General features: G+C 66.0%; 21 protein-coding genes. 3 read left to right on the top strand and 18 right to left on the bottom strand.

From position 1 onward, the window contains the following. The first annotated feature begins 17 nt into the window (after nucleotides 1–17). On the top strand, nucleotides 18–1550 hold the full coding sequence (locus BJF92_RS01320) for a YifB family Mg chelatase-like AAA ATPase (RefSeq protein ID WP_075632960.1): 1533 nt from the start codon (nucleotides 18–20) through the stop codon (nucleotides 1548–1550). Between the two features lie 38 nt (nucleotides 1551–1588). On the opposite strand, the gene BJF92_RS01315 is transcribed toward BJF92_RS01320, so the two are convergent. The 4 genes from BJF92_RS01315 to dut form a co-directional block, all read right to left on the bottom strand. Next, nucleotides 1589–1981, bottom strand: a complete 393-nt coding sequence (locus tag BJF92_RS01315) for a VOC family protein (protein WP_075632959.1) — start codon at nucleotides 1979–1981, stop codon at nucleotides 1589–1591. 101 nt (nucleotides 1982–2082) lie between these two features. Continuing rightward, nucleotides 2083–3078, bottom strand: coding sequence for a cysteine synthase A (cysK, locus tag BJF92_RS01310; protein WP_075632958.1), 996 nt, complete (start codon nucleotides 3076–3078; stop codon nucleotides 2083–2085). 198 nt (nucleotides 3079–3276) lie between these two features. Continuing rightward, the gene (locus tag BJF92_RS01305; RefSeq protein ID WP_075632957.1) at nucleotides 3277–3888 is read right to left on the bottom strand and encodes a LysE family translocator; all 612 of its coding nucleotides are present in this window, start codon (nucleotides 3886–3888) and stop codon (nucleotides 3277–3279) included. A 106-nt stretch (nucleotides 3889–3994) separates the two neighbouring features. Then, the gene (gene dut, locus BJF92_RS01300; protein WP_075632956.1) at nucleotides 3995–4453 is read right to left on the bottom strand and encodes a dUTP diphosphatase; all 459 of its coding nucleotides are present in this window, start codon (nucleotides 4451–4453) and stop codon (nucleotides 3995–3997) included. Nucleotides 4454–4561: 108 nt separating this feature from the next. Between dut and BJF92_RS01295 the strand changes: the two genes are divergently transcribed. Next, the gene (locus BJF92_RS01295; RefSeq protein WP_075632955.1) at nucleotides 4562–6145 is read left to right on the top strand and encodes a peptide chain release factor 3; all 1584 of its coding nucleotides are present in this window, start codon (nucleotides 4562–4564) and stop codon (nucleotides 6143–6145) included. Nucleotides 6146–6157: 12 nt separating this feature from the next. Here the strand turns inward: BJF92_RS01295 and otsA are convergent, their stop codons facing one another. The 12 genes from otsA to BJF92_RS01235 all read right to left on the bottom strand — a co-directional run bounded on the left by otsA (nucleotide 6158) and on the right by BJF92_RS01235 (nucleotide 20254). Next, nucleotides 6158–7543 (bottom strand): alpha,alpha-trehalose-phosphate synthase (UDP-forming), encoded by a 1386-nt coding sequence (otsA, locus tag BJF92_RS01290; protein WP_075632954.1) that lies wholly within the window; start codon nucleotides 7541–7543, stop codon nucleotides 6158–6160. Between the two features lie 269 nt (nucleotides 7544–7812). Beyond that, nucleotides 7813–8616, bottom strand: a complete 804-nt coding sequence (gene otsB / locus BJF92_RS01285) for a trehalose-phosphatase (protein ID WP_075632953.1) — start codon at nucleotides 8614–8616, stop codon at nucleotides 7813–7815. Between the two features lie 116 nt (nucleotides 8617–8732). Further along, entirely contained in the window at nucleotides 8733–9413 is a 681-nt protein-coding gene (locus BJF92_RS01280) for an HAD family hydrolase (RefSeq protein WP_075632952.1), read from the bottom strand. Between the two features lie 187 nt (nucleotides 9414–9600). After that, the gene (locus tag BJF92_RS01275; RefSeq protein ID WP_075633018.1) at nucleotides 9601–10212 is read right to left on the bottom strand and encodes a LysE family translocator; all 612 of its coding nucleotides are present in this window, start codon (nucleotides 10210–10212) and stop codon (nucleotides 9601–9603) included. 170 nt (nucleotides 10213–10382) lie between these two features. Then, nucleotides 10383–11192 carry an AraC family transcriptional regulator gene (locus tag BJF92_RS01270; protein ID WP_075633017.1) on the bottom strand — a complete coding sequence of 270 codons (810 nt, stop codon included), beginning with the start codon at nucleotides 11190–11192 and terminating at the stop codon, nucleotides 10383–10385. 44 nt (nucleotides 11193–11236) lie between these two features. Continuing rightward, nucleotides 11237–11641: a GFA family protein gene (locus tag BJF92_RS01265; protein ID WP_075632951.1), complete on the bottom strand. Its 405-nt coding sequence runs from the start codon at nucleotides 11639–11641 to the stop codon at nucleotides 11237–11239. 116 nt (nucleotides 11642–11757) lie between these two features. Next, the gene (locus BJF92_RS01260; RefSeq protein WP_075632950.1) at nucleotides 11758–13113 is read right to left on the bottom strand and encodes a metallophosphoesterase; all 1356 of its coding nucleotides are present in this window, start codon (nucleotides 13111–13113) and stop codon (nucleotides 11758–11760) included. A gap of 158 nt (nucleotides 13114–13271) precedes the next feature. Beyond that, a complete protein-coding gene (gene iolB / locus BJF92_RS01255) occupies nucleotides 13272–14084 on the bottom strand; it encodes a 5-deoxy-glucuronate isomerase (RefSeq protein WP_075632949.1) in 813 nt (270 codons plus the stop codon). A gap of 217 nt (nucleotides 14085–14301) precedes the next feature. After that, complete coding sequence (iolE, locus tag BJF92_RS01250) at nucleotides 14302–15204, bottom strand: myo-inosose-2 dehydratase (protein WP_075632948.1); 903 nt, start codon at nucleotides 15202–15204, stop codon at nucleotides 14302–14304. 59 nt (nucleotides 15205–15263) lie between these two features. After that, nucleotides 15264–17117: a 3D-(3,5/4)-trihydroxycyclohexane-1,2-dione acylhydrolase (decyclizing) gene (gene iolD / locus BJF92_RS01245; protein WP_075633016.1), complete on the bottom strand. Its 1854-nt coding sequence runs from the start codon at nucleotides 17115–17117 to the stop codon at nucleotides 15264–15266. A 216-nt stretch (nucleotides 17118–17333) separates the two neighbouring features. Continuing rightward, the gene (locus BJF92_RS01240; RefSeq protein ID WP_075632947.1) at nucleotides 17334–19271 is read right to left on the bottom strand and encodes a bifunctional 5-dehydro-2-deoxygluconokinase/5-dehydro-2-deoxyphosphogluconate aldolase; all 1938 of its coding nucleotides are present in this window, start codon (nucleotides 19269–19271) and stop codon (nucleotides 17334–17336) included. 122 nt (nucleotides 19272–19393) lie between these two features. After that, nucleotides 19394–20254 carry a MurR/RpiR family transcriptional regulator gene (locus BJF92_RS01235; RefSeq protein ID WP_075632946.1) on the bottom strand — a complete coding sequence of 287 codons (861 nt, stop codon included), beginning with the start codon at nucleotides 20252–20254 and terminating at the stop codon, nucleotides 19394–19396. Nucleotides 20255–20689: 435 nt separating this feature from the next. Here BJF92_RS01235 and BJF92_RS01230 point away from each other — a divergent pair, with 435 nt between their 5' ends. Next, a complete protein-coding gene (locus tag BJF92_RS01230; RefSeq protein WP_075632945.1) occupies nucleotides 20690–21499 on the top strand; it encodes a class II glutamine amidotransferase in 810 nt (269 codons plus the stop codon). Nucleotides 21500–21508: 9 nt separating this feature from the next. On the opposite strand, the gene BJF92_RS01225 is transcribed toward BJF92_RS01230, so the two are convergent. Together BJF92_RS01225 and melA are read right to left on the bottom strand one after the other, a co-directional pair. Continuing rightward, nucleotides 21509–23935 carry a membrane-bound PQQ-dependent dehydrogenase, glucose/quinate/shikimate family gene (locus tag BJF92_RS01225; protein ID WP_245294625.1) on the bottom strand — a complete coding sequence of 809 codons (2427 nt, stop codon included), beginning with the start codon at nucleotides 23933–23935 and terminating at the stop codon, nucleotides 21509–21511. A 477-nt stretch (nucleotides 23936–24412) separates the two neighbouring features. Next, nucleotides 24413–25786 carry an alpha-glucosidase/alpha-galactosidase gene (gene melA, locus BJF92_RS01220; RefSeq protein ID WP_075632943.1) on the bottom strand — a complete coding sequence of 458 codons (1374 nt, stop codon included), beginning with the start codon at nucleotides 25784–25786 and terminating at the stop codon, nucleotides 24413–24415. Nucleotides 25787–25812: the final 26 nt, after the last annotated feature.

Raw genomic sequence — 25812 nt, 5'->3', positions numbered from 1 at the left:
GCCGGACGGAGCAAGTCATGGTGGCACGGGTAAGGACATTGGCCTTTCATGGCGTGGAAGGTCTTCCCGTCGATGTTCAGGTGATGATCGCGCCGGGGCGCGTGGGCATGCAGATCGTCGGCCTGCCGGACAAGGCGGTGGCCGAAAGCCGCGAGCGGGTCCAGGCCGCGCTGCATGCTTCGGGCCTGGCGCTGCCGGCCAAGAAGGTAACGGTCAATCTCGCGCCGGCAGACCTGCCGAAAGAAGGCAGCCATTTCGATCTCGCCATCGCGCTCGGGCTGATGGCGGCGCTGGGCGCGCTGCCGGGCGATGCGCTGGAGCCCTATGTGGTGATCGGCGAACTCAATCTCGATGGCACGATCGCCGACGTGGCCGGCGCCCTGCCGGCAGCGATCGGCGCGCATGGCCTCGGCAAGGGGCTAATATGCCCGGCGGGCTCGGGGCCGGAAGCGGCCTGGGCCGGCGATGGCATCGACATTCTCGCACCCCGCAGCCTGATCGCGCTCGCCAACCATTTTCGCGGCACGCAGAAGCTTGCGCGCCCGGCGCCTGCGATCCGCAAATCCGCCGGCGCCCTGCCGGATCTGGCCGAGATCAAGGGACAGGAAAGCGCCAAGCGGGCGCTGGAGGTGGCGGCCGCAGGCGGGCACAATCTCCTGATGGTCGGGCCGCCCGGCTCGGGCAAATCCATGCTCGCCGCGCGCCTGCCGGCCATCCTGCCGCCGCTGAGCCCGGCGGAACTGCTCGACGTGTCGATGATCCATTCGGTCGCCGGCCAGATTGCCGAAGGGCGGCTGACCGACCGGCGGCCGTTTCGCGCGCCGCATCATTCGGCCACCATGGCGGCGATGGTCGGCGGCGGCTTGAGGGCGCGGCCGGGCGAGGCCTCACTCGCCCATCATGGCATTCTCTTTCTCGACGAACTGCCGGAATTCTCGCCCACCGTGCTCGATGCGCTGCGCCAGCCGCTCGAAACGGCCGAATGCGTGATCGCGCGGGCGAACCACCGCGTCACCTATCCGGCCGCCATCCAACTGATCGCCGCGATGAACCCCTGCCGCTGCGGCATGGCCGGCGAGCCGGGCCATCAATGCGCCCGCGGCCCACGCTGCGCCGCCGATTATCAGGCGCGGCTCTCTGGCCCCTTCCTCGACCGCATCGACATGCGCATCGACGTGCCGGCCGTTTCCGCCGCCGACCTGATCCGCCCGGCGGCGGCCGAAAGCAGCGCCACCGTCGCCGCCCGCGTGGCGACCGCCCGCGCCCGGCAGAGCGAGCGCGCCGCCCATTTCGGCTTCGCCCCAGGCCTGTGCAATGCCCGCCTCAGCACGGCCATGGTGGAAAGGGTGGCCGAGCCCGATGCGGCCGGCCTGACGCTGCTGCGCGAAGCCGCCGAACGGATGAAGTTCTCCGCCCGCGGCTATCACCGTATCCTCAAGCTCGCCCGCACGCTAGCCGATCTCGACGGCAGCGCCATGGTCGGCCGCCTGCATCTGGCCGAAGCCATCTCCTACCGCCTGCCGGGCGAGCGGCTGACGGCGGCGGCGTGATGGCCGCAAGCACGGAGGAGTTTGAGAGGCCCCGAGGTCTATGACGACTTAAAGACCGCCTCGATCCGATGGCCGTCTGGATCGATGACGAAGGCCGCATAGTAACGCGGGCCGTAATCCGGCCGCAGGCCCGGCGCACCATTGTCCGTTCCGCCCGTTGCCAGAGCCGCCGCATGAAACGCTTTCACGGCCTTGCGATCCGGCGCAGCGAAAGCAAGATGGAAGCCTGGGCCTGGCGGATGGGCCTCATCCGCTTGCTTGAGCGCGAGCCGGTCACCTCCGCCCGGCAGGCCATAACCAACCGCCTGCCCCGCCTCACCCGGACGCAGATCCGACCAGACCCTGACATAGCCAAGGGGCAGCAGGACGGCGTCGTAGAAGGCACTTGCGCGAACGATGTCGCGGACTCCAAGCGAGGCATGATGAAGCAATGGCGAACTCCCGGTTTCAGCTGGCAAGCCTGAAGGCGTACTTCGCTGGAGCATCGGACCGAAAAGCGGGCGCGCTTTCCGGTCCGAGACCTGAGGCAGGTTCAACCCCCAAGTCCCTCGAACAGCGCCGTCGACAGATAGCGTTCGGCGAAGGAGGGAATGATGACGACGATGGTCTTGCCGGCATTCTCCGGACGCTGGCCGACCCGGATGGCGGCGGTCAGTGCCGCCCCGGAGGAAATGCCGACGGGCACGCCTTCCAGCCGTGCCACGTGGCGCGCGGTCTCGATCGCTTCCTGGCTCGCCACGGCGACGATCTCGTCATAGATGCCGGTGTCGAGAATGGCGGGCGCAAAGCCGGCGCCGATGCCCTGGATCTTGTGCGGCCCCGGCGCGCCGCCGGAGAGCACAGGCGATTCGGCCGGCTCGACCGCCACGACCTGAAGGGACCGTTTGCGCGCCTTCAGCACCTGGCCGCTGCCGGTGATGGTGCCGCCCGTGCCGATGCCGGCAACCAGAATGTCGACCGCGCCCTCGGTGTCGTTCCAGATTTCTTCCGCCGTGGTACGGCGATGGATCTCGGGATTGGCCGGGTTTTCGAATTGCTGGGGAATGATCGCGTCCGGCAGGCTCGCCACCAGTTCCTCGGCCTTGGCGATCGCGCCCTTCATGCCCTTCGACGCTTCCGTCAGAACCAGCTCGGCGCCAAGCAGCGCCAGCATTTTGCGCCGCTCGATCGACATGCTCTCGGGCATGGTGAGGATCAGCCGGTAGCCCTTGGCGGCCGCGACGAAAGCGAGCGCGATGCCGGTATTGCCCGAGGTCGGCTCCACCAGCGTCGTGCGGCCGGGCACGATCCGCCCTTCCGCCTCCAGCGCCTCAATCATGGCGACGCCGATTCGGTCCTTGACCGAAGCGATGGGATTGAAGAATTCCAGCTTGGCCAGCAGCGTGGCCTGAACGCCATGCTCCTTCGCCAGCTTGTCGAGCCGAACCAGCGGCGTATCGCCGATCGTCTCGGTGATCGAATTATAGATACGCCCGCGACCGGGCTTGCGCCCCTGATCCTGGGCCGGCTGGCGCGTGATGTCGGACATGGTGGTCTCCCTGAAACAGCCTTTGTCTTTGGCTAACAAGGTAAGCCTTCCAAACCCTCGAAGCGAGACGGGACAGGCGCGCGGCAAGCCTTCCGGGAAAAAAATCAACCTTCGAGCGGCATGGTCTCGAAACGGATTTCCCTGCCTTAAGCGTTCAGCAGAGACGGGTGCCCACGCCGCCCTTTGAAAAACGAATGGCTACCGTGCCGCGATATAGGCGGCAGTACCCGCGAGGATTCCCGCAGCGGAGCGGTTCAGCGCCTGCAAGGCGCGCGGCCTCTTCAAGAGCAGCCGGGCGCGCGAAGCGAGCAGGATATAGGGCAGGAGCACCGCCAGCAGAACCACGGCGGTGATGGCGACCAGCGTCAGATAATCGGTGAGCGTGATGTCACGCAACGGGATCAGCGTCGGGGCCAAGGCGACATAGAACAGCATGGTCTTCGGATTGCCGAGCGTGACCAGCAGGCCGGAGAGGAAGGACAGGCCGATATGCGGCATGCGCTCGGCCTCGATCGTCTGGCCGAGGAGCCCGACCGTCCAGAGCTTCCAGGCGATGTAAAGGAGATAGAGCACGCCGAGGAATTTGATGATCAGGAAAGGCGTGGTGAAGTTCTGCGCGACGAAGGCGAGGCCGAGCACCACGGCGGTCAGATAGGTGAGATCGCCGAGGATCAGGCCGAGCCCCATGAAGAAGGTCGGGCGGAAACCGGAGCCGAGCGCGCGCGCCACGATGGCGGTGATGCCGGGGCCGGGAATGGCGGCGGCGATAAACAGCGCGGCCGCATAGGCAAAGAGACTGGTCAGGCTCATTGGATCGTCCCCTTCGAGAGAGTCTTATGCCGTGTCGGAGAAGGCTTCAAGCGACGGCACCGACCGTGGAGGGTAGCGAAGACCGCCTGCCGGCGATCGGGATCGGTCACACCCCGGTCGAGCCGAAGCCGCCCTTTCCGCGCGCCGTCTCGCTCGGCTCTGCCCGCTCCTCCAGCCGTGCCTGTGGCGCGGGCGCGATCACCATCTGGGCGATGCGCATGCCGCGCTCGATGGTGAAGGGCTCGGCGCCGAGATTGATCAGGATCACCTGCACCTCGCCGCGATAGTCGCTGTCGATGGTGCCGGGCGTGTTGAGACAGGTGATGCCGTGGCGCGCGGCAAGGCCTGAGCGCGGGCGCACCTGGCCCTCGAAACCATCCGGAATCTCGAAGATGAAGCCGGTGGGCACGAGGGCGCGCGCCATGGGCGCGAGCACCAGCGGCGCCGCGTCTGCCACGGCGGCGCGCAGGTCGAAGCCGGCAGCCCCCGTCGTCTCATAGGTCGGAAGGGCCAGCCCCGCCGCATGCGGCAGCCGGACCAGCCCGACGCTCTGTGCCTCGCCCATCGTTCTCACCCCGTCTTCATCGCCCCAAGTCAGGGCGCAATCCGCCTCGTCAATTGCATATCGGCCGCCAAATCGCTAGATACGCGGCAACTCAAAGGATTGCACATCATGGCCGAAACGCTTGCCGAGGCGGTCTCCCGCCGCCGCACCTTCGCGATCATCGCGCACCCGGACGCCGGGAAGACCACGCTCACCGAAAAGCTCTTGCTGTTCGGCGGCGCCATCCAGCTCGCCGGCGAGGTGAAGGCGAAGAAGGACCGGATCCAGACCCGTTCGGACTGGATGAAGATCGAGCGCGAGCGCGGCATCTCGGTCGTCACCTCGGTGATGACCTTCGAATATGACGGCAATGTCTTCAACATTCTCGACACGCCCGGCCACGAGGACTTCGCCGACGACACCTATCGCACGCTGACGGCGGTGGATGCGGCCGTGATGGTGATCGACGCCGCCAAGGGCATCGAACCCAGAACGCTGAAGCTGTTCGAGGTCTGCCGCATGCGCGACATTCCGATCATCACCTTCATCAACAAGATGGACCGCGAAAGCCGCGATCCCTTCGAGATCCTGGACGAGGTGGAGGAGAAGCTGGCGCTGGACACCGCCCCGGTCACCTGGCCGATCGGCCGCTCCAAGACCTTTTGCGGCTCCTACAATCTCGCTGAAAACACCGTGCGCGGCTCGGATACGGAGGTGGCGGGCACGCCGGTCAACGGTCCGCAGGCCGTGGCCGGCCGGCTGCCGGAAAACGAGCGCGACGACTTCGTCAACGAGGTGGAGCTGGCGCGCGAGGCCTGCCGGCCCTTTAACCGCCAGAGCTTCCTCGAGGGACATATGACGCCGGTGTTCTTCGGCTCGGCGCTGAGAAACTTCGGCGTGCGCGACCTGATCAACGCGCTCGGCGATTTCGCCCCGCCCCCGCGCGATCAGGTGGCGGATGTGCGCACCGTGCATGCGGCCGAGGAGAAGATGACGGCCTTCGTCTTCAAGATCCAGGCCAATATGGACCCCAACCACCGCGACCGCATCGCCTTTGCCCGCATCTGCTCCGGCAAGCTGGAACGCGGCATGAAGGCGCGCCTTGCCCGCACCGGCAAGCAGCTGGGCCTGACTGCGCCGCAATTCTTCTTCGCCTCGCAGCGCCAGCTCGCCGACACCGCCTATGCCGGCGATGTCGTCGGCATTCCCAACCATGGGACGCTGAGAATCGGCGATACGCTGACCGAGGGCGAGGCGCTGGTGTTCCAGGGCGTGCCGAACTTCTCGCCTGAAATCCTGCGCCGCGTGCGGCTCGAAGATGCGATGAAGGCGAAGAAGCTGAAGGAAGCCCTGCAGCAGATGGCCGAGGAAGGCGTGGTTCAGCTCTTCTCGCCGGAGGACGGCTCGCCTGCCATCGTCGGCGTGGTCGGCGCGCTGCAGCTCGACGTTCTGAAGGAACGTCTGTCGGCCGAATACGGCCTGCCGGTCTCCTTCGACATCGCCCGCTTTTCCGTCTGCCGCTGGATTTCGGCCGACAAGCCGGAGGATCTGGAGAAATTCATCACCGCCCGGCGTGGCGACATCGCCCGCGATCTCGACGGCGACCCGGTCTTCCTGGCGCAGGACAGTTTCTCGCTGCGCTACGAGGCCGAGCGCTATCCGGCGATCAAGATGGTCGCGATCAAGGAATATCACGTCGCCAAGGCGGCGTGATATTAGCTCTTCTCAGCTTTCGCCTGGCGGCACCAGATCCTTCAGGAAATCGTCGCACCAGCGCGTCACGTCGTGCTCCAGCAGAAAGTCCATCATGCCGCGCCAGCGGGCGCGGCGTTCTTCCGGCGGCATGGCGAGACCGCGGGCGATCGCATTGGCGGTGCCCTCTATGTCGTAGGGATTGACCAGGAGCGCGCCGGACAGCTCGCGCGCCGCCCCGGCGAAGCGGGAGAGCACGAGCACGCCGGGATCTTCAGGGTCCTGCGCGGCGACATATTCTTTGGCCACCAGATTCATGCCGTCGCGCAGCGGCGTCACCAGCCCCACCTTCGCCATGCGATAGAGGCCGGCAAGGATCGGGCGGGAGATCGAGCGGTTGATGTAGCGGATCGGCACCCAGTCCACCTGGCCGAGCGCGCCGTTCACCCGGCCGGCCTGCTCGGCCACGGTGCGCTGCATCGCCTCATATTCCGGCACTTCGGAGCGCGATTTCGGCGTTATCTGCAGATAGGTCACCTTGCCCTGCTGGGCGGGATTGTCCTTGACGAAGCGCTCGAAGGCATCGATGCGCTGGGTGATGCCCTTGGAATAATCCAGCCGGTCGACGCCGATGATCAGGTCGCGCCCCTCGATGCTGTCGCGCGCCTTGCGCACCATGGAATGGCTGGCGGATTTCTGTGCGAATTTGGCGAAGGCCGCCGTTTCGATGCCGATGCCATAGGCCGCGCCCTTGAAGCGGCGGCCATGGGAGGAAAAGAGGCCATCGCCCAGCGCCTCGCCGATCCCTTCCCGCTTCAGCCCGCCGGCGAAATTTTCGAGATCGTGATCGGTCTGGAAGCCGATCACATCATAATGGGAAAGCCCGCGCATGATCTCCTCATGAACCGGCATGGCGAAGAGCACATCGGCCGGCGGCCAGGGAATGTGCAGGAAGAAGCCGATGCGGTTCCTGAAGCCCATTTGCCGCAACTCGGCGGCCAGCGGGATCAGATGATAGTCATGCACCCAGATCACGTCGTCTTCCTTGAGCATCGGCGCGAGCCGATGGGCGAAGAAGCGGTTGACGCGGAAATAGCCGGCCATTTCCTTGCGTCCATATTCGGCGAGATCGAGCCTGTAATGGCAGATCGGCCAGAGCACGCGGTTGGCGAAGCCGTGGTAGTATTCCTCGACATCGGTCTTGGTCAGGTCGGTGAGCGCGTAGGTGATCTTGCCACGCTCTTTCAGGTCGAGCGGGCCGGGCTCCTCCTCGCCGCTGGAATTGCCGGACCAGCCCATCCAGATGCCGCCGCGCTCTTCCAGCGCAGCCTGCAGCGCCACGGCAAGGCCGCCGGCAGGAGCGGCGCCGGAGCGCTCGGGAACGGAAACACGGTTGGAGACGATGACAAGACGGCTCACGCGGGACGGTCCTTTCTTTCGGGAGCACCTCGGCAAGCCGCAGCATCGAACCGAAAAGCGGGAACCAGCTTTCGGATCGATGCTCAAGACCCGGGCGAAGGCACTCCAGTCTTTCGTCAAGATCCCGAGGCCCGACGGGGCCGGGCTCGGGAGGGATCAAGGGCCGAACCGGCGCAAGCGCGCCAGGTTTCAGCCCGGTTTAAAGGTTTCCCCGGGTTTCATGCGACCGGAGTTTCCCGAAAAAAGCGAACAGCCCGGCCGATCGCGGCTCAGGCTTCGGCCAGCGTACGCAAGGCATCGCGCAACAGGGGAACCGAGGCGATGGTGCCTTCGGCGGTTGTTTCCGTCACCGGCTGGCCCACGCGGATCGCCCGGCCACCGAGCGAGCGGGACACGCGGAACATCGCCTCGTCGGTGATGTCGTCGCCGATGGCCAGCGGCTTGCGCCCGGCAAAAGGAGGATGTTTGAGGAAGGTCGAGACGGCATGGCCCTTGCTGGCGCTGGCGGGGCGCAGCTCCACCACCATCTTGCCACGCTGCAGCGTCCATTTGGCGCCGATCTGCGTGGCAGCGGCCTCCATCATCGCCTCGACATCCTGCTGGTGTTGCGGCGCCTGGCGGTAATGCGCGGCCACGGCTGCGCCCTTGTCCTCGATCAGGACGCCTTCCCAGCCGGCACTGCGCGCCCGCAGATCGGCCTTCAGCGCGTCGAGGGCCGGCGTCGCTTCAGCGCGCTGCAGGCTGCCATCGGCCAGCCGCAACTCGGCACCATGCAGCCCGGCGATCGGCAGGGACAGGCCGGGGAAAAGCTGAGAGGCGAAATCGAGCGAGCGGCCGGTGACCAGCGCCAGGGCGCCGCCAAGCCTGAGCGAGATGCGGGCAAGAAGATCGGGCAGATCCGGCGGCACCACGATGGCCTCGGGCGTTTCCGCCAGTTCAAGCAGCGTGCCGTCAATGTCGAGAAACAGCGCCCAGTCCTGCGGCTGATCGATCAAGGCGGCAAAAAGCGGCGGGTCCTTGGCGCGGTCGGATCCGGTCGTATCGCGGAAGGTGAGGTCGTCTTCGGCTTGCATGCGGCTCTAGATAGGCCACGCCCGCGCCAGGAAAAGCCCCCGATGCCGCATTATGCCGCAGCGGGGTTGTGATCAGGGGTCCGGAACAGCCTCTGAAGGCTGCTCCCAGCCGGCTCTCAGCCCCTGGCCTCGCCGAGAATGCGTAGCCCCTCGGGATCGGCCTCGACCGACAGGCCGACATAGCCTGGGATGGCGGGATGGCTGGTCTCAAAGGGATGGTCATGCGTGGCGGTGATGACGACGACGTCGCAGCCGGCGCTTTCCCCTGCCAGCACGCCGGCCGGCACATCCTCGAAAACCAGGCAATCGGCGGGATCGACGCCGAGCCGCTCGGCCCCCAGCCGGTAACAGTCCGGCGCGGGCTTGCCCTTCGTCACATCCTCGGCCGTCACCAGCAGGGTGGGCGGGGTGACGCCGGCGGCCTTGAGCCGGGCAAAGGCCAGCGCGCGTGGCGAGGAGGTGACGATCGCCCAACGGTCGGCCGGCAGGCCCTTGAGAAACTCGATGGCGCCGGCGATCGGCACCACGCCCTCGGTATCGTCGATCTCCTCCTGCGTGATCCGGGCGGCCTCGGCCACGGGATCGACGCCAGGCAGGTTCAGCTGCGAGATGGTATCGACACCGCGCTTGCCATGCATGGTCGGCAGGAAGGCCTGCACATCCAGGCCATGGCGCTCGGCAAAGCGGCTCCAGACCCGTTCGGCGGCGGCGATCGAATTGATCAGCGTGCCATCCATATCGAACAGGAAGGCGCGATAGCTGCGTGCGCCGAGCGGGCGGGGCGAAACCTCTGACACGGGGAAGGAACTCCTGGAAGGGGACGAAAGGGAGTGGACAGGATGGCCTGCGGCCGCTCTTCCTCAGCGACCGCCCACCGCCGGCAGGCCGGCCAAGGAGAGACCGGCTTGCGCTGCCCTGCTCTAGCGCAGATTGGCGCAAAACCGAAATCGTTTTGATGACAGGAAGCGGGAAATGACAGCCTGTTCAACGGCCGGCAAGCGCAAGCCGCAGCCCCATCAGCGCGAAGGCGCAGGCGAAGCTGCGGCGCAGCCAGACGAGAATGGCCGGGCGGCGGATGAGGAGATTGCGCGCCGAAGCGGCAAAGGCGCCATAGACCGCGAAGACGGCGAAGGTCAGCCCCATGAAGCCGGCGCCGAGTTCCACCATGCGCAGGATCGGCCGGGGATCGAGCGGATCGATGAACTGCGGCAGAAAGGCGAGGAAGAACAAGGGAAGCTTGGGATTGAAGAGGTTCAGCCCGATGGCGGCAAGCACGATCCCGAACGCCGCCGGCCGGTCCTCGGCGGCCTCCACCGAGAAGGCCTCCCGGTCTCGCCAGGTACGCCAGGCCATCAGCAGGAGATAGAGCACGCCGGCAATCTGGATCGCGCGAAACAGGGTCGCGCTCGCGGCCAGAACGGCGGAGAGGCCAAGCACGCCGGCGACCAGATGCGGCAGGATGCCGAGCGTGCAGCCGAAGGCAGCGATCAACCCGGCGCGCAGGCCCGCCTTGAGGCCGAGCGACAGGGTGTAGACGACGCCCGGGCCGGGCAGCAGGACGATGACCAGGGCGGTCAGCAGAAATTCAAGCGACATGAGACACTCCGAAGCGAGAGGATGCCAGGCAGACAAGCGCTTTCGGATCTCGGGGTCTTGAAGGAAATTGCAGGCGGTCAGCCGTGCTGCACTTGAGGGCACGGGGCCGGACATCATATGCAGCCCGATGCTCTGGAATTTTGTTCTGGCACCGGATCTGTCCGAAAACATCAAGTCACTTGTCTGTCCGATGCTGCAGCAAAGCGCGCCGGAGTGAAGCCATAGGCGCGGCGGAAGAGGCGCGTCATATGGCTCTGGTCGGCAAAGCCGCAGGCGATTGCGGTCGTCGCCGGCGGCTCGCCTCGGGCCAGCAGCCGGCGGGCCTTCATCAGCCGGCGCTGGACCAGATAGGCATGCGGTGTCAGGCCGGTGGCGGCGGCAAAGGCGCGCAGGAACTGGAAGCGGCTGAGCCCACTCATCGCGGAGAGCCGCGCCAGACGGTGGTCCTCTTCCGGTGCGTCGTCGATCGCGGCACGAGCTTGCGCCAACAGGCTGCCATTTCGCTCGGAAGGGCCGTCCGTCCGGCTGCCGAGCCCGCCGAAGAGGAGGAGCAGCGCCTCCTCGGCGGCAAGCGCTGCGGCATCGCGCGACAGGAGGCGGCGATAGAGCATGGAAAAGCTGCAGGCAAGATCGGCCCGCGCCATGACGGGCGCTTCAAAGCGATAGTCGCCGCGTGAAGTGCCGGGCAGGTCGCGTGTCGCCTCGATCAGCATGGCCGGATCGAAATAGAGCATGCACCAGTGACGGCCACCACCGATCGGCGCGCCGTCATGCACCTCCCCGGGATTGACGGTGATGAGATCGCCCGCGCCGGCTTCCACGGGGCCGCGTCCGCTGGCCGAGCGCTGGGCACCCGACAGGATCAGACCGATGCCATACTGATCATGCATATGCCGGCCGAAGACATGCGGGCTGCGCGCCTCCACCGCCTCCATTCCGCCAAGGCAAAGGCTGTGCCGGCGAAATTCCTGATGCTTCATCGGCTGCCGCCCGAGCGTTTCCATTTGCCCGCTCATGACCGCTTTCAATCGCGTGGACGGGCCGGCAGCCTGACAATGCTGTCGAGCCAGTCCGCGGCGGAGTTGCACCAGATCTGATGGTTCGGGGCGAGGCTCCGGCGCTGGGCGATGCCGCCCCAGCGAATGCCGACGGCTTCGGCATCCTCATCCACCCCTGTGGTATAGAGCGGCGATCCGCACTGGCGGCAAAAGGCCTGGAGGCGCGGGCGGCCATTGTCGCCCTGCTTGCGGTAGATCGTCGGCTCGCCCCTGGTGATGCGAAAATCCTGCGCTCGCGCCGTAACCGTGACCCGGAAGGCCGAGCCGGTCAGCGCCTGGCAATCGGTGCAATGGCACAGGCCGACGGCTTCAGGATCCACCTCCGCCTCATAGGCAATCGCGCCGCAATGGCATCCGCCGTCGATCCGCATGAAAGCCTCCCGCTGTGAGAGGACAAGGCTAGACCGGATTGACGATCATGGCGAGTAGGGTCTTTTCACCGCCAGCTGCCGCCCCGCTGCCGGTCGCCTCACACGATCCTCGCCGCTTATGCCTTGTTCAACGCCTCGATCACCAGCGGCTTAAGCTTGAGATCGGGAACCTCCGTGAAGGCGAGATCCTCGCGGCCGAAATAGCTCTTGCGGTTGATCGCAGACCAGTCGTTGCAAGCGATGACATAAAGCTCTTTGCCTGCGGCCGGCGCCGGTGCGGCATGGAGATAGTCACCAGTGCGGGCGGCGAGCGGAATGTCGCCCTCCTGGTTGCAGCGGGCGAGGAGGACGGCGAGCGTGGCGGCATCCACCTGCGCCTTCATGATCTTGCCCTCGAAGCGCACGGCGGCATTGTAATCGAAGCGGCTGACATCGCCCTCCGGCAGCCCCGTCCCGAAGGAGGTGTGGCCGATGAAGCCGACATCGGCCCCGGCTTTCTCCGCGATGGCGGCCGCGGTGAAGCGCGCGGTTTCAAGGAGCGTGAAGGGTCGCTTCGTCCGGGCGACCACGGCCCTGTCCTCGGCGGTCAGGTGCTTGGCCAGCACGGCGTCGATCACCGCCTTCAGCTCGGGAGCGGAAGGACCGCCGCGATCAATGGCGATCTGTTCGATCCGTGCCGCCTCTCCCGGCGCGGCGATCGTCGCCACGGTGAGCAGCGCGCCCCAGGAGCCGCTATGGACATAGCGCGTATTGCCGGCCTCGTGGGTGAAGACGAGATGGTCATGCCCGCCGACAACAAGCGTCCCATCGGGGAGCATCGGCAGGATATCGCGGTCGGGCACGACGCCGGCATGGCTCAGCACGATGTTGACATCGCCGGCCTTGAGCAGGACCGGCAGGTTTTCGCGCGCCCAGTCCACCGGCTGGGGAATGTCGAGCATCTCACGCGTGGCCTTGGGATAGGTGCCGAGCGCATTGGTGGCAAGGGCTGCGATGCGCAGCGTCATGTCGCCGGCGGCAAGCGTGGCGCCGGACTCGGCATAGGGTTTGCCGGTCCGCTTGTCCTTGATGTTGCTCAGCACCGTCACGCCGGCGGCGCGGGCGCGCTCGACGAAATGGGCGAGATCATTGTCGAGATCGGCTTCGTGATTGCCGAGGTTGAAGACCACAGGCGCGAGTTTTGCCAAAGCCGACAGGAAGGCCCAGTCCGCCTCGCCGCCCGAGCGAACGGCGGCAACATTGCCTGCCTCGAACAGATCGCCATTGAACAGGATGACCTGCGGACGGCTTGCCGCCGCCACCCGCGCCTGCACCGCCAGGAGAAGCTCGGCCATCCGCTCATAGGCCGAATGCAGATCCGACAGGATGATCAGATCGACGCCCGGCCCGGCCGCACGCGCCGCCTGCGGGAGAAGCGGCAGCAGCAGCGTGGAGGACATCAGGCCGAGAAGGGAGCGGCGGGTGAGCGACATCGGGGCATTCCTGTTTCGATTTGCCCTGCGCCTAGCAATGCTCTGCAAAGCCCATGTGACATGAGAGGGACAAGTTTTTGGAGCGTCCTGAGCCGGGTGTGGTCCTCAAAAAAACGCGCCGGGCCCCGCCGTCAACAGGCCTGCCCCTTGCCTGTCCCTCAGACGCCGGTGAACAGCCAGGCGTGCTCCGGCGCATTGTGGAACTTCCAGACGCGCGATGGGCCGGCCATGACGTTGAGGTAGTAAAGATCATAGCCGTGGATGGCGGCGACGGGGTGATAGCCGCGCGGCACCAGCGTCACGTCGCCATCCTCCACCGCCATGGTTTCATCCAGCGACCGGTCGTCGGTATAGACGCGCTGCATGGCAAAGCCCTGAGCCGGATTCAGGCGATGATAATAGGTCTCCTCCAGGAAGCTTTCCGCCGGCAAATTGTCGGCATCGTGCTTGTGCGGCGGGTAGGAGGAGGTATGCCCGCCCGGCGTGATCACCTCCACCACCAGCAGAGACTGGGCGGCGCCATCATCCTCCGGCATGATGTTGGTGACATAGCGGGTGTTGGTCGCCTTGCCGCGCGTCATCTGCGGATGGCGACCGGGCGCGATCAGGCGCGGAGGGAAGCCCTCGCCGCCTGGTGCGGAGCAGATGGCGAGCTCCAGGGCCGTGGTGGCGGTCACCGTAAAGCGGCTGCCCTTCGGCGCATAGACGGCGAAGGGTGCGCCCTCGAAGGGCGTCATCCGCTCGCCGATCTCGCCAAAATCCTCCGTCCGGCCCTGATGCTCAACCGTCACTTTCGCCTTGCCCGAGACCAACACGAGGCAGACCTCGCGCTCCCCGGTCTCGGCCGAAACGGCCGCGCCTGTCGCCAGCTTGTGAAGCGCGAAGCCGACATAGGTCCAGCCGGCGCTTTCGGGCGTGATCTCCTGAACGAGGCCGCTTTCGGCCTTCGGCTTGACGAGAAGGGTGGGCATAACAAGCTCCTTGGTTTTCCGTCTTCATCTGCTGGTGCAGTGGTCCGCCAGCCCCCTCACCCTGCCCTCTCCCCGCTGGGGAGAGGAGGCTGGTGCCACAAGCAGCCGCCGTCGATTGCGGGTAGCGTGATCCTGGTCTCTTCTTCTTGTCGGGAAGACGGGCCCGGCAGGCAGATGCGGGGCCTTCAAGCCCAAAGCGCCGTTCGCCCGACCCGGATCAGCCCCGGTCGAGCCCAGCTTCCCGCGCGAAGGCCTTGAGCGACTTCAGGCCCAGCGACTGGTATTCGAAAGGGTTGCGCACGGCCGAGTCCTGCTCGGCCTCGATCACCAGCCAGCCCTGATAGCCGTGTTCCGCGGCGATCTTGAGGACGGGCAGGAAGTCCACCCCGCCCTCGGCATCGCCCGGTACGGTGAAGACGCCACGGCGCACGCCTTCGAGGAAGGACAAGCCATCGGCTTCCACTTGCTTGCGCACGGCGGTGCGCACGTTCTTGGCATGGATGTGGCGGACGCGGTCCATATATTTACGCGCGAGTTCGGCCGGATCGGAGCCGCCAAACCAGGCATGGCCGGTGTCGAGCAGGAGCTTGGTGGCCGGACCCGTGACCGCCATCAGCCGGTCGATCTCTTCGCCTGTCTGGACGATCGTGCCCATGTGGTGGTGATAGACGAGGTCGATCCCCTGTTCGGCGCAATAGGCGGCGATGGCTTCGAGGTCGGCGCCGAATTTTTCCCACTGGTCCTCGGGCAGAACCGGCTTGTCTGCCACCAGTCCCTTGGCGTCATCGCCATGGATGGCATTGGAGGTTTCGCAGACGATGCAGACCTTGCAGCCATTGGCCTTGAGCAGGTCGAGATGCGGCTGGATCGCCCGCTTCTCGGCCTCGACATCATGGGTCAGCAGGTTGGTCGAGTGCCAGCCCGAGACGAAGACCAGGCCATATTCGGCGAGCTTGGCCTTCAGGGCTTCAGGGTCGGTCGGCATCTTGTGGCCCTTCTCGATGCCGTCGAAGCCGATCTTCTGGCAATCGGTGAGGCAATCCTCAAGGGTCAGATGGGCGCCGATCGTCTGGTCGTCGTCATTGCTCCAGGCGATCGGGTTGGTTCCGTAACGGATCATGGGGTCTTCTCGTTCAGGAGGATGTGTGGTTCAAAAAGGATGGAAAGACGGAAGGACTTTCAGCCGAAGCGCTGGGCCGATAGGGCCTTTTCGTAAGCCCCGCGCGCCGTGTTGACCGGCTCGCGCGTGGACACCTCGGGCACGGCGACATCCCACCAGTGGCCGCCTTCGCGCGTGGTGATCAGCGGATCGGTGTCGATGACGATCACGGTGGTGCGCGTTTCGGCGCGAGTCTCTGCGAGCGCGGCTTCGAGCTCGGCGATCGAGGCGACCTTGCGGGCAACAGCGCCCATGGCGGCGGCGTGGGCGGCAAAGTCGATCGTCGGCAGTTCGACGTGATGCGTGTCCTTCAGGAGATTGTTGAAGTTCGCGCCGCCGGTGGCCATCTGCAGCCGGTTGATGCAGCCATAGCCGGCATTGTCGAGCAGCACCACGGTCAGCTTGGCGCCAAGCATGATCGAGGAGGCGATCTCGGAGTTCAGCATCATGTAGCTGCCGTCCCCGACCATGACGATGACGTCGTCTTCGGGCTTGGCCAGCTTGACGCCAAGGCCCCCGGCCACCTCGTAGCCCATAGTGGAGAAGCCATATTCCATATGATAGCTGCCGGGCTTTTCCGCCCGCCAGAGCTTGTGCAGCTCGCCCGGCAGGCCGCCGGCGGCGCAAACGAGCGTGGTCCGGCTGGCGCCGCGTGCGCGCAGCACCGCGCCGATCACCTGGGCATCGGAGGGCAGCGCCGCATTGGTCGGGGCGATCGCCCGATCGGCGGCCTCGATCCAGCCGGCCTTTTCGTGCCGCGCCTTGTCGGTCCAGGTCACAGGGGCGCGATGGACGCCGAGGCCGGCGCTCAGGGCCTCCAGCCCGACACGGGCATCGGCCACCAGCGGCAGGGCCTCGTGCTTGGCAGCGTCGAAAGGCTGGATATTGAGGCCGAGGATCTTGAGGTCCGAATTTTTGAACAGCGCCCAGGAGCCGGTGGTGAAATCCTGCAGCCGGGTGCCGACGGCCAGCACGAGATCGGCCTCTTCCGAGAGCGCATTGGCGGCGGAGGTGCCGGTGACGCCGACCGAGCCCATGTTGAGGTCGTGATCATGCGGCAGGCTGGACTTGCCGGCCTGGGTCTCGACCACGGGAATGCCATGGCGCTCGGCAAAGGCGGAAAGCGCGGCGCTGGCCTCAGAATAAAGCACACCGCCGCCGGCAATAATCACCGGCTTTTGCGCCGCCGCGAGCGCGGCAATCGCGCCGGCCAGTTCGTCCGCGTCAGGATGCAGCCGGCGCGGCAGCCAGATCTTCTCCGCAAAGAAGCTCTCGGGATAGTCATAGGCCTCGGCCTGCACATCCTGGCAGAGCGCCAGCGTCACCGGCCCGCAATCGGCGGGATCGGTCAGCACCTGCATGGCCCGGCGCAGCGCGGGAATGATCTGCTCCGGCCGGGTGATGCGGTCGAAATAGCGCGAGACCGGGCGGAAGCAGTCATTCGCCGTGGCCGCGCCATCGCTGAAATCCTCGATCTGCTGCAGCACCGGGTCCGGACGGCGGTTGGCGAAGACGTCACCGGGCAGGAAGAGCACCGGCAGGCGGTTGACATGGGCCAGCGCCGCCGAGGTCACCATGTTCAAGGCGCCGGGGCCGATCGAGGTGGTGCAGGCCATGAAGCGGCGGCGGAAGCTCGCCTTGGCGAAGGCGATGGCGGCATTGGCCATGCCCTGCTCGTTCTGGGCGCGGAAGGTGGGGAGTTCGTCTCTGATGCCATGCAGCGCCTCGCCGATGCCGGCGACATTGCCATGGCCGAAAATGGCGAAGACGCCGCCAAAGATCGGCACGATCTCGCCATCGATCACGGTCTTCTGCCGGGTCAGGAAGCGCGCCACGGCCTGCGCCATCGTCAGGCGCACGGTGCCCCGGTCAATCGTCTGGCTCATCGGTGTCTCCTCCGGCGCGCGCTCCCCGGCGCCCGCTCCTTTGCAGGGGTCTTAGCATAGAGTGCCGCACAAGATCCGGCTCGGCACTCTCATTTTGTTTTTGCATCGGATGTTCCGAAAACCGGTTCCCACTTTTCGGTCCGATGCACCAGCAGGCGCCATCAGCGCAGCGCCTGTTGCCTTCGTTGTCGCAGACAGGCCCGCTCAGGCGGCCTTGGACGCATCCAGCCCCAGCCAGAGATCGACCAGCGCACGGAAGCGCCCCGCCATATCGGCCACGGCCTCCTCGTCGCCCATCGTGCCGTCGAGCCAGGCACGGCCGGCCTCGGCGAAGATGGTGCGTCCCACGGCAAAGCCCTTGACCGAGCGGGCCGAGCGGGCGGCGGCAAAGCCGTCCTTCAGCACCTCGTAAGGCGCCTCCAGGCCGAGCAGCACCACGCCGCGGCAGAGCGGATCGCGCGCCTCGATCACGGCGTCGATGGCGGCCCAGGCAGCGCGGCTCGCCTGCGGCTCCAGCTTCCACCAGTCGGGCTTGAGCCCGGCATCGTAAAGCTCCTCCAGCGCGCGGGCGATGGTGCTGTCGTCAAGGGCTCCGTGCTTGCCGGCGATGATCTCGATCAGGATCTCGCGGCCGACCTTGCGCGCCGCCTCATAGGCCGAACGCAGCTTGGCGATCTGCGTCGCCTTCAGCTCCGCCGGGTCGTCGGGATGGAAGAAGCTTAGAACCTTGATGCAGTGATCGACCGGCCAGTCGATGAGCCGGCTGCCGAGATCCTGGCTGAACTCGAATTGAAGCGGGCGCGAGCCCGGCAGCTCGATCGGCTTGCCGATCCAGAAATCCTTCTCGCTCCCTGCGGCAAACAGCGCCTCGCGGCCATATTTGTCGTCGATCAGCATGCCGAAGCCAGGCCGGCCGGCGGCGACCTGGCGCGCGGCCTTGACGGCCAGCACCTTGAAGGCGGGGACGCGGGCGAGCTTCTTGGCATCGCCGCCGGCCATGTCTTCCAGCTGGCTGCGGTGGTCGATGGCAAATGCCATCAGCGCGGGGATGTCGCGCCGCCGGGTCGTGGCCCAGTGCACATGGTTGATCGCCTCGTCCTGGCGCAGCGCCCGCTCCTTGCTGCCATGCTCCAGGAAATAGCTAAGCTCGACCCAGGTCGGGATCTCCGGCGCGCAGAGCAGGCGCGAGACGGCAAAGGCCCCGCAGGCATTGGCCCAGGTGGCCGACGTCGCATGCGGCTCGCCCTTCAGCCAGCCGCGCAGGAAGCCGGAGAGGAAGGCATCGCCGGCGCCGAGTACGTTATAGACCTCGATCGGAAAACCCTTGCCGACGATGCCGTCCTCCAGATTGTCGGAGATCGGCCCGTCATAGACGATGCAGCCCATCGGCCCGCGCTTCAGGACGATGGTGGCGGCCGACAGCGCGCGAATGGTCTTGAGCGCCGCCAGAAGGTCGCTCTCGCCCGAAGCGATCAGCACCTCTTCCTCCGTGCCGACGATCAGGTCACAATCGGCCAGCACCGTCTTCAGATGCGCCGAGACGCGCTCGGAGGCGATGTAGCGGTTGTCACCCGCATCATGCCCGGCCAGGCCCCAGAGATTGGGGCGGTAATCGATATCGAACACGATCTTGGCGCCAGCCTCCCTGGCGATGCGGATCGCCTTGCGCTGGGCGGCATCGGTGTTCGGCCGGGAGAAGTGCGTGCCGCTGACCAGAACCGCGCGGGCCGAGGCGATGAAGGCGGGATCGATATCGTCCTCGCACAGCGCATTGTCGGCGCAATGGTCGCGGTAGAACAGCAGGGGGAAGGAGTGGGAATTCTCGACAGCGAGGATCGCCAGCGCCGTCAGCCTTTCGGGGTCGGTGACGATGCCGCCCGTCTCCACGCCCTCGCGCGTCAGCTGCTCGACGATGAAGCGGCCCATCTGCTCGGCGCCGACGCGGGTGATGAGCGCGGATTTGAGCCCGAGTCGGGCCGTGCCGACGGCAATGTTGGTCGGGCAGCCGCCGACGGACTTGGCGAAGCTCGCCACATCCTCCAGCCGCGTGCCGATCTGCTGGCCGTAGAGATCGACCGAGGCGCGGCCGATGGTGATCAGGTCAAGCGGCCTGGTGGCGGCATCGTGGGTCGTCTGGCTCATGGTCCCGTTCCTCCCGAGGCGCCGCGCCGGCTGCTTTTGAAGCGGCAGACGACGGGACGCCCGCATTCCATCCCGATGACCTTATGAAACATAAATTCCGCTATCTCGTCAATATGGAATTTTCATTCCATATGCTGCGAAGCCAGCCGACGCCGGCGCTCCGCAACGGCAACCGTCAGCGCCATGGCGAAGGCCATGCTGGCCGAGAGCGAGCGAAAGCCGGCATGGTCGGCCTCGACGATCTCGAACCAGAACCGTGCGCTTTCGCTCAAAGGGGAAAAGGCGGAGTCGGTGAGCGACACCACCGGCACGCCGCGCGTGGCCAGGAGCCGCGCCTGATGCACGGTCTCGGTGGCATAGGGCGAAAAGCTCACCGCAAAAGCGGCATCGCGTGGGCTGGCCATGGAGAGGAGATCCTCGTCGATCCCGGCGGCGGTGCCAACGGTCTGGCAGCGGATCTTCAGCTTGCCGAAGGCATAAGCCATGTAGCTCGACAGCGGATAGGAGCGGCGGCGGGCGATCAGGTAGATCGTTTCCGCCCGCGCCAGCAGATCGGCCGCCGCCTCGAATTTTTCTGGATCCACCGAGGTCGCGACATTGTCGAGCGAGCGATGGGCAGCGGCCACGAAGCCGTTGAGGATCGCGCCGCTTTCCAGGCGGCTGTGATCGTTATCGCCCAGGGATTTCAGCCGGTCCTCATAGGCCGGCGCTCGCTCGCGCAGCCGCGCGCGGAAGATCTGCTGCAGGCTGGAAAAGCCCTCGAAGCCGAAATGCTGGGCGAAGCGGACAAGGGTGGAGGGCTGAACCTCAGCGCTGGCGGCGATGCTGGCGGCCGTGCCGAAGGCGATCTCGTCGGGATGATCGAGCGCATAGGCCGCCACCTGCTTCAGCCGCTTGGGCAGGCTCGCCTTGCGCTCGAGAATGGCCGCCTTCAAGGCGTCGAAATCCTGCGGCACGTCCTCGGCCACTTCAGCGTCAGACATGGGCGCTACGGTCCTTCTTCTGCCCTCTTGCTCAAGGGCTGTCCTGTCTCAGGCAGAAGATGAAATTCTTTGTGCAGGTAAAGTCAATATGGAATGTTTGTTCGATTATTTGCCTGGGGTCTTCAGCGTTCACGGCATGCGGTCCCCGGACCTGGGACAGGCCGCCGGCGATCCGGCACCTGAGCCTTCCGGCCTTTCCGGTCGAAGATTCAGAAGCCGGCTTATGAATTCGGGCCTCACCCAGGAGGACAGGCGGGTGCTGCACGCGTGACGACTTCTTAACGAATTTTTACCTCTTCGGGCGGATCATCGGTCAAAACAGGGTTAATGAAATGCTGCCGGCCGCTGATTCGGCCCTCCCCTTTCACACCACTGCCAGACCACAGACAGACCGATCGCCCGAACCGACCCCGATCAAACAAGGAGCATGACACGATGTGCCGCTGGGCTGCCTATCGCGGAGAGCCTCTCTATCTGGAGGAACTGGTGTCGTCTCCGGCCCATTCGCTCATCGCCCAGTCGCATTGCGCCACGCGTGCCACCACGGCCACCAATGGCGATGGTTTCGGCATTGCGTGGTATGGCGATCATCCCGAGCCCGGCCGCTATCGCGACATCCTGCCCGCCTGGTCGGACTGCAATCTGAAAAGCATTGCCCGGCAGATCCGCTCGCCTTTGTTTCTCGCCCATGTGCGCGCCGCCACCGGCGGCGGCACCCGCCGGGACAATTGCCATCCCTTCACCCATGGCCGCTGGTCCTTCATGCACAATGGCCAGGTCGGCCATTTCGACACGCTGCGCCGGCCGATGGAGGCCATGCTCGACGATGAGCTCTACAGCCAGCGCCAGGGCACGACCGACAGCGAGCTTCTGTTCCTGATGGCCCTGCAATTCGGCCTGGACCGCGATCCAATCGGTGCGGTGGGCGAGACCATCGCCTTTGTCGAGCGGCTGGCGGGTCATCTCGGCCAGGAAGTTCTGGTGCGCTTCACCGCCGCCTTTTCCGATGGCGAGACGCTCTATGCCATCCGCTATGCCAGCGACTGGCGCGCGCCGACGCTTTATGCTGCGCCCATGGGCCCGAGCGGCGGCTATTGCCTCGTTTCCGAACCGCTCGACGACGATCACAATGCCTGGGTGGAAATTCCCGACGGCACGGCGGTGATCGTCAGCGAGAATGGCGTCGACGTGCGCCTGTTCTCCCCCGGCGAGCCGGCGGAGCCGGCCCGCACACAACAGGTCTGACGGCCTTTTTTATCTCTCCGGCAGGGCATAGGCGATGACGGCATCGCCGATCGGCGTTTCCATGAAGTGATGGCCGCCGGCCATGATGACGAGATATTGCCGCCCGCCCATCTCATAGGTGATCGGCGTCGCCTGCCCTCCGGCCGGCAAGGTGTCCTGCCACAGCGTTTCCCCAGTACGCAGATCGATGGCGCGGATCAGGTCATCCGTGGCAGCGGCGATGAACAGGATGCCGCCTGCGGTGATGATGGCGCCGCCATTGTTCGGCGTGCCGATCGTCACCGGCAGCATCGAGGGAATGCCGAAGGGGCCGTTCCTGCGGGCCGTGCCGAAAGGCCGGTCCCACAGCGTGCGGCCGCTGGCCACGTCGATGGCGCGGATGCCGCCATAGGGTGGCTCCTTGCAGGAAAGCCCGGTGCCGGACAGGCGCCAGCCGGCATTGATGTCGATGGCATAGGGAGCGCCGGCCTGCGGATCGCCCGCGCCTTCCGCCTTCGAACCTGAACGGCCGCCGCGTGCCTGCGACCGCGGCGTCCAGCCCTTGGCGTCGGCCTCGGCGCGCGGCACCAAGCGGTTGAGGTTGGGAATGTCGTTGTAATTGGCGATGATGACGCCGCGCGAGGGATCAACGGCAATGCCGCCCCAGTCCGAGCCGCCATTATAGCCGGGATATTCGATCCAGGGCTTGTCGGCCGAAGGCGGCGTGTAGAAGCCGTGGTAATTGGCCATGCGGAACTGGATGCGGCACAGCATCTGGTCAACCGGCGAGATACCCCACATCCTGTCCTCGCTAAGCGACGGCTTGCGCAGCGTGTGATAGATGGAATGGGGCTGTGTGCGGGCGCGCCGGTCCGGCTCCACCCCGCCCTGCGGCGCTAGACGCTCCTGCACCGAAGTGATCGGCTTTCCGGTGCGCCGGTCGAGCACATAGAGATCCCCCTGTTTCGACGGCAGGAGCAGAGCCGGAACCGAGCTGCCGCCGGGGCCGGGGAAGTCGATCAGCGTCGCCTGCGAGCCGAGATCGTAATCCCAGACATCGATATGGACGGTCTGGAAATTCCAGACCGGCTTGCCGGTCGTCACATCGATGGCCACCAGCGAGGTAGCATAGCGGTCCTCCTCCGGCGAGCGGTCGCCGCTCCAGTAATCGACGGCGGAATTGCCCATGGGCAGGTAGACCAGGCCGAGGGCCTCGTCGCCGCTGGCCGTGGTCCACATGTTCGGCGTACCGCGCGCATAGGTCTGTCCTTCCGGCGGCAGGCCGGTCTTCTCGGGCTGCTTCATGTCCCAGGCCCAGCGCAGCGCGCCGGTCACGGCGTCGAAGCCCTGGATCACGCCCGCAGGCGCGGAGCGCTCCTGCCCGTCGAGCACCTGATGGCCCGTGACCACCACGCCGCGCACGATGGTGGGCGCAGAGGTGATCGACACCATGCCGGGGAAGACCGCGCCCATGCCCTTCTTGATATCGACTTCGCCGCCCTCGCCGAAATCGGCGCAGGGCTTGCCGTTATTGGCATCCACCGCGATCAGGCGGCCGTCGAGCGTGCCCTCGATGATGCGCCGGCCGCAGACCTCGCCATAGGTCGTGCCGGGCTTCTCGTAGAAGGCCACGCCGCGGCAGGCGGCGGTGTAGGGAATCCAGGCATCCGAAACGCCGGGATCATGGCGCCAGCGCTCCTTGCCATTGGCGGCATCGAGCGCGATCAGGATGTTCTTCGCCGAGCAGAGATAGAGCGTGTCGCCGATTTTTAGCGGCGTTGTCTCGGCGCCATATTTGCTGTTTGCGGGATTGGCCGGCATGTCGCCGGTATGGGCCGTCCAGACCCGCTTGAGGCTGCCGACATTTTCCCGCGTGATCTGGTCGAGCGGCGAGAAGCGGCGCGCGGCTTCCGTGCCGCCATAGGCGGGCCAGTCACGCCCGGTCATACGCAGGGAGGGATCGTCCATCCGGAAGATGCCGGCCATGGGAAAGGTGAGAAGCGGCGGCGCGACGGGCGCATTGCGCAGCGAGATGCCCACGCCGCCGACCACGAGCACGGCGGCCAGCGCCAAGGCTCCACCGATGCTTCTGCGCGCGGTCACGCGGCCCGGCATGAGCGTGGGCAGGGCGAGGATCACCAGCATCATCATCAGCGCGGGCGGGATGATGCGGGGCACCAGCGCCCAGCCGCGCAGGCCCACCTCCCAGAACGCCCAGAACAGGGTGAGCGCGAAGACGACAGCGTAGATCAGCGCGCCCTCGCGCTTCAGCCGCAGAAGCTGGACGCCTGACGCGATCAGGCCGAGACCGGCCAGCACGTAATAGGGAGAGCCGCCCAGGAAGGCGAGCGTGGTTCCGCCGATCGCCAGCATCACGCCAAGGGCAACGAAGAGCGCGCCCAGCGCCCGCACCGCCCAGACCTGCCACCCGCCTCGGGTCGCTTCGCTCGTCGCCACCACCATGCGTCTCCCTGTGCTGCATCGCCGGTGACACCCGGCAACCAGAGGCAAAAATTGGCGCAGATGCGAAGGATGGCAAGCGAGAAGATATCAGGGCTGCACGATCCAGCCCTCAAGGCTGGGGATGAGCAACGGCCGGAAGCAGGGCGCGCGAAAGCGGGCATCGGTTTCGCGATAACGATACGCGACGAAACAGGGGCTTAAAGCGCGGCGAGCGACTTCCAAGAACCGGTCGAGAGAAGCGGCGCAAAGGGCCGCTGTCCGGCCCTCGCAATCGGCGGGACGGGTCTGCGGTCCGATGCGGGAATCGGTCAAGCAGCGGGGCGGCCGCAGCCGCCCCGCCCCTGATCGAAGCCCTTGGGGACAGAAGGAATTTCGCGAGCGCGCAGGGAGTTGAAAACGCGCTTCGCCTGCCCCGGGGCTTTTGCCATGCCGGGAAACCCCGGCATAGGCGGCTGTCTGAGCGGGAGGATCTCAGGCAGCCTGGATCTTGCGGCGGCCGCGGGCCCATTCCGGCAGGAAGGCGCCATGGGCGGCGATCAGATCGTCGGTCAGCGACCAGATCTGGTCGAGATCGAGCTCGGCCGCCGTGTGCGGGTCCATCATCGCCGCGTGATAGATGTGCTCGCGGTTCTCGGTCATCAGCGCGGCGACGGTGAGTTCCTGCACATTGATGTTGGTGCGGATCAGCGCGGTGAGCTGCGGCGGCAGCGCGCCGATATAGGTCGGCTGGATGCCCGAGGCATCGACGAGGCAGGGCACTTCCGCCGCGCAGTTTTCCGGCAGAGAGGTGATGCAGCCATTGTTGCGGACATTGCCGTAGATCACCGAGGGCTCGCCGGTCCAGACCGAGTTCATGATCGAGGAGGCGTATTCATGGCTCTCCTTGACCTCGATGGTCTCGGCCTCCTGATAGGCGGCCGCCTGGCCCTTCCAGCGCTCGATCTGCTCGACGCAGCGCTTGGGATATTCGTCCAGCGGAATGCCGAATTTCTCGATCAGGTCCTCGCGGCCTTCCTTGATGAAATAGGGCGTGTATTCGGCGAAATGCTCCGAGCTTTCGGTGACGAAATAGCCGAGCCGGGTCAGCATCTCGTAGCGCACCTTGTTCGGGCAGCGCGGGTTCCAGTGGCTTTCCTTGGGGAAGCGCCCCTCGCGATAGCCGCGCAGCAGATCCGGATAGAGGTTGCGGAAGCTGCCATCGGCCTGGCGATGCTCGAAGGAGAGGTAGAAGGCCATGTGGTTGATGCCGGCGGCGCGGTAGCGGATCTCGTTCACCGGAATGTCGAGGTCGCGGGCAAGCTCGGCGGCGGTGCCCTGCACCGAGTGGCAGAGACCGACCTGCCGGATGGTTGGATATTTCTCGGCGATCGCCCAGGTGTTGATCGCCATCGGGTTCACATATTGCAGGAGGATGGCATTGGGGCAGACGGCCAGCATGTCCTCGCAGATCGACCAGAGATGCGGCACGGTGCGCAGGCCGCGCATGATGCCGCCGACGCCGAGCGTATCGGCGATGGTCTGGCGCAGGCCGTATTTCTTCGGCACTTCGAAATCGGTGACGGTCGCCGGCTCATAACCGCCGATCTGGAAGGCGACGACGACGAAATCCGCCCCCTCCAGCGCCTTCTTCTGGTTGGAATGGGTCTCGATCTTCGCCTTGGTGCCGAGCGTGCGCACGAGCTTGCCGGCGACGATCTCGCTTTCGGCGAGACGCTGCGGATTGATGTCCATCAGCGCGATGGTGGCGTCGGCCAGCGCTTGGCGCTGCAGCACGTCGCCGATGATGTTCTTCATGAAGACGGTGGAGCCGGCGCCGATGAAGGTGATCTTGGGCTGTCGGGTCATGGAAGATGCCTTTCTGTCTGTCTTGT

The sequence above is a fragment of the Xaviernesmea rhizosphaerae genome, assembly GCF_001938945.1.
Taxonomy (GTDB): domain Bacteria; phylum Pseudomonadota; class Alphaproteobacteria; order Rhizobiales; family Rhizobiaceae; genus Xaviernesmea; species Xaviernesmea rhizosphaerae.
This window is presented reverse-complemented; position numbering and strand designations above follow the sequence as displayed.

What these genes read in the sequence shown, in the direction of transcription:
- otsB (WP_075632953.1), bottom strand. Translation starts at nt 8,616, where the DNA reads ATGCAAGCCGAAGACGACCTCACCTTCCGCGATACGACCGGATCCGAC.
- melA (WP_075632943.1), bottom strand. Translation starts at nt 25,786, where the DNA reads ATGACCCGACAGCCCAAGATCACCTTCATCGGCGCCGGCTCCACCGTC.
- BJF92_RS01270 (WP_075633017.1), bottom strand. Translation starts at nt 11,192, where the DNA reads ATGAAGCATCAGGAATTTCGCCGGCACAGCCTTTGCCTTGGCGGAATG.
- cysK (WP_075632958.1), bottom strand. Translation starts at nt 3,078, where the DNA reads ATGTCCGACATCACGCGCCAGCCGGCCCAGGATCAGGGGCGCAAGCCC.
- BJF92_RS01240 (WP_075632947.1), bottom strand. Translation starts at nt 19,271, where the DNA reads ATGAGCCAGACGACCCACGATGCCGCCACCAGGCCGCTTGACCTGATC.
- iolE (WP_075632948.1), bottom strand. Translation starts at nt 15,204, where the DNA reads ATGATCCGTTACGGAACCAACCCGATCGCCTGGAGCAATGACGACGAC.
- BJF92_RS01265 (WP_075632951.1), bottom strand. Translation starts at nt 11,641, where the DNA reads ATGCGGATCGACGGCGGATGCCATTGCGGCGCGATTGCCTATGAGGCG.
- BJF92_RS01235 (WP_075632946.1), bottom strand. Translation starts at nt 20,254, where the DNA reads ATGTCTGACGCTGAAGTGGCCGAGGACGTGCCGCAGGATTTCGACGCC.
- BJF92_RS01295 (WP_075632955.1), top strand. Translation starts at nt 4,562, where the DNA reads ATGGCCGAAACGCTTGCCGAGGCGGTCTCCCGCCGCCGCACCTTCGCG.
- BJF92_RS01230 (WP_075632945.1), top strand. Translation starts at nt 20,690, where the DNA reads ATGTGCCGCTGGGCTGCCTATCGCGGAGAGCCTCTCTATCTGGAGGAA.
- BJF92_RS01320 (WP_075632960.1), top strand. Translation starts at nt 18, where the DNA reads ATGGTGGCACGGGTAAGGACATTGGCCTTTCATGGCGTGGAAGGTCTT.
- BJF92_RS01305 (WP_075632957.1), bottom strand. Translation starts at nt 3,888, where the DNA reads ATGAGCCTGACCAGTCTCTTTGCCTATGCGGCCGCGCTGTTTATCGCC.
- BJF92_RS01275 (WP_075633018.1), bottom strand. Translation starts at nt 10,212, where the DNA reads ATGTCGCTTGAATTTCTGCTGACCGCCCTGGTCATCGTCCTGCTGCCC.
- dut (WP_075632956.1), bottom strand. Translation starts at nt 4,453, where the DNA reads ATGGGCGAGGCACAGAGCGTCGGGCTGGTCCGGCTGCCGCATGCGGCG.
- iolB (WP_075632949.1), bottom strand. Translation starts at nt 14,084, where the DNA reads ATGCCCACCCTTCTCGTCAAGCCGAAGGCCGAAAGCGGCCTCGTTCAG.
- BJF92_RS01260 (WP_075632950.1), bottom strand. Translation starts at nt 13,113, where the DNA reads ATGTCGCTCACCCGCCGCTCCCTTCTCGGCCTGATGTCCTCCACGCTG.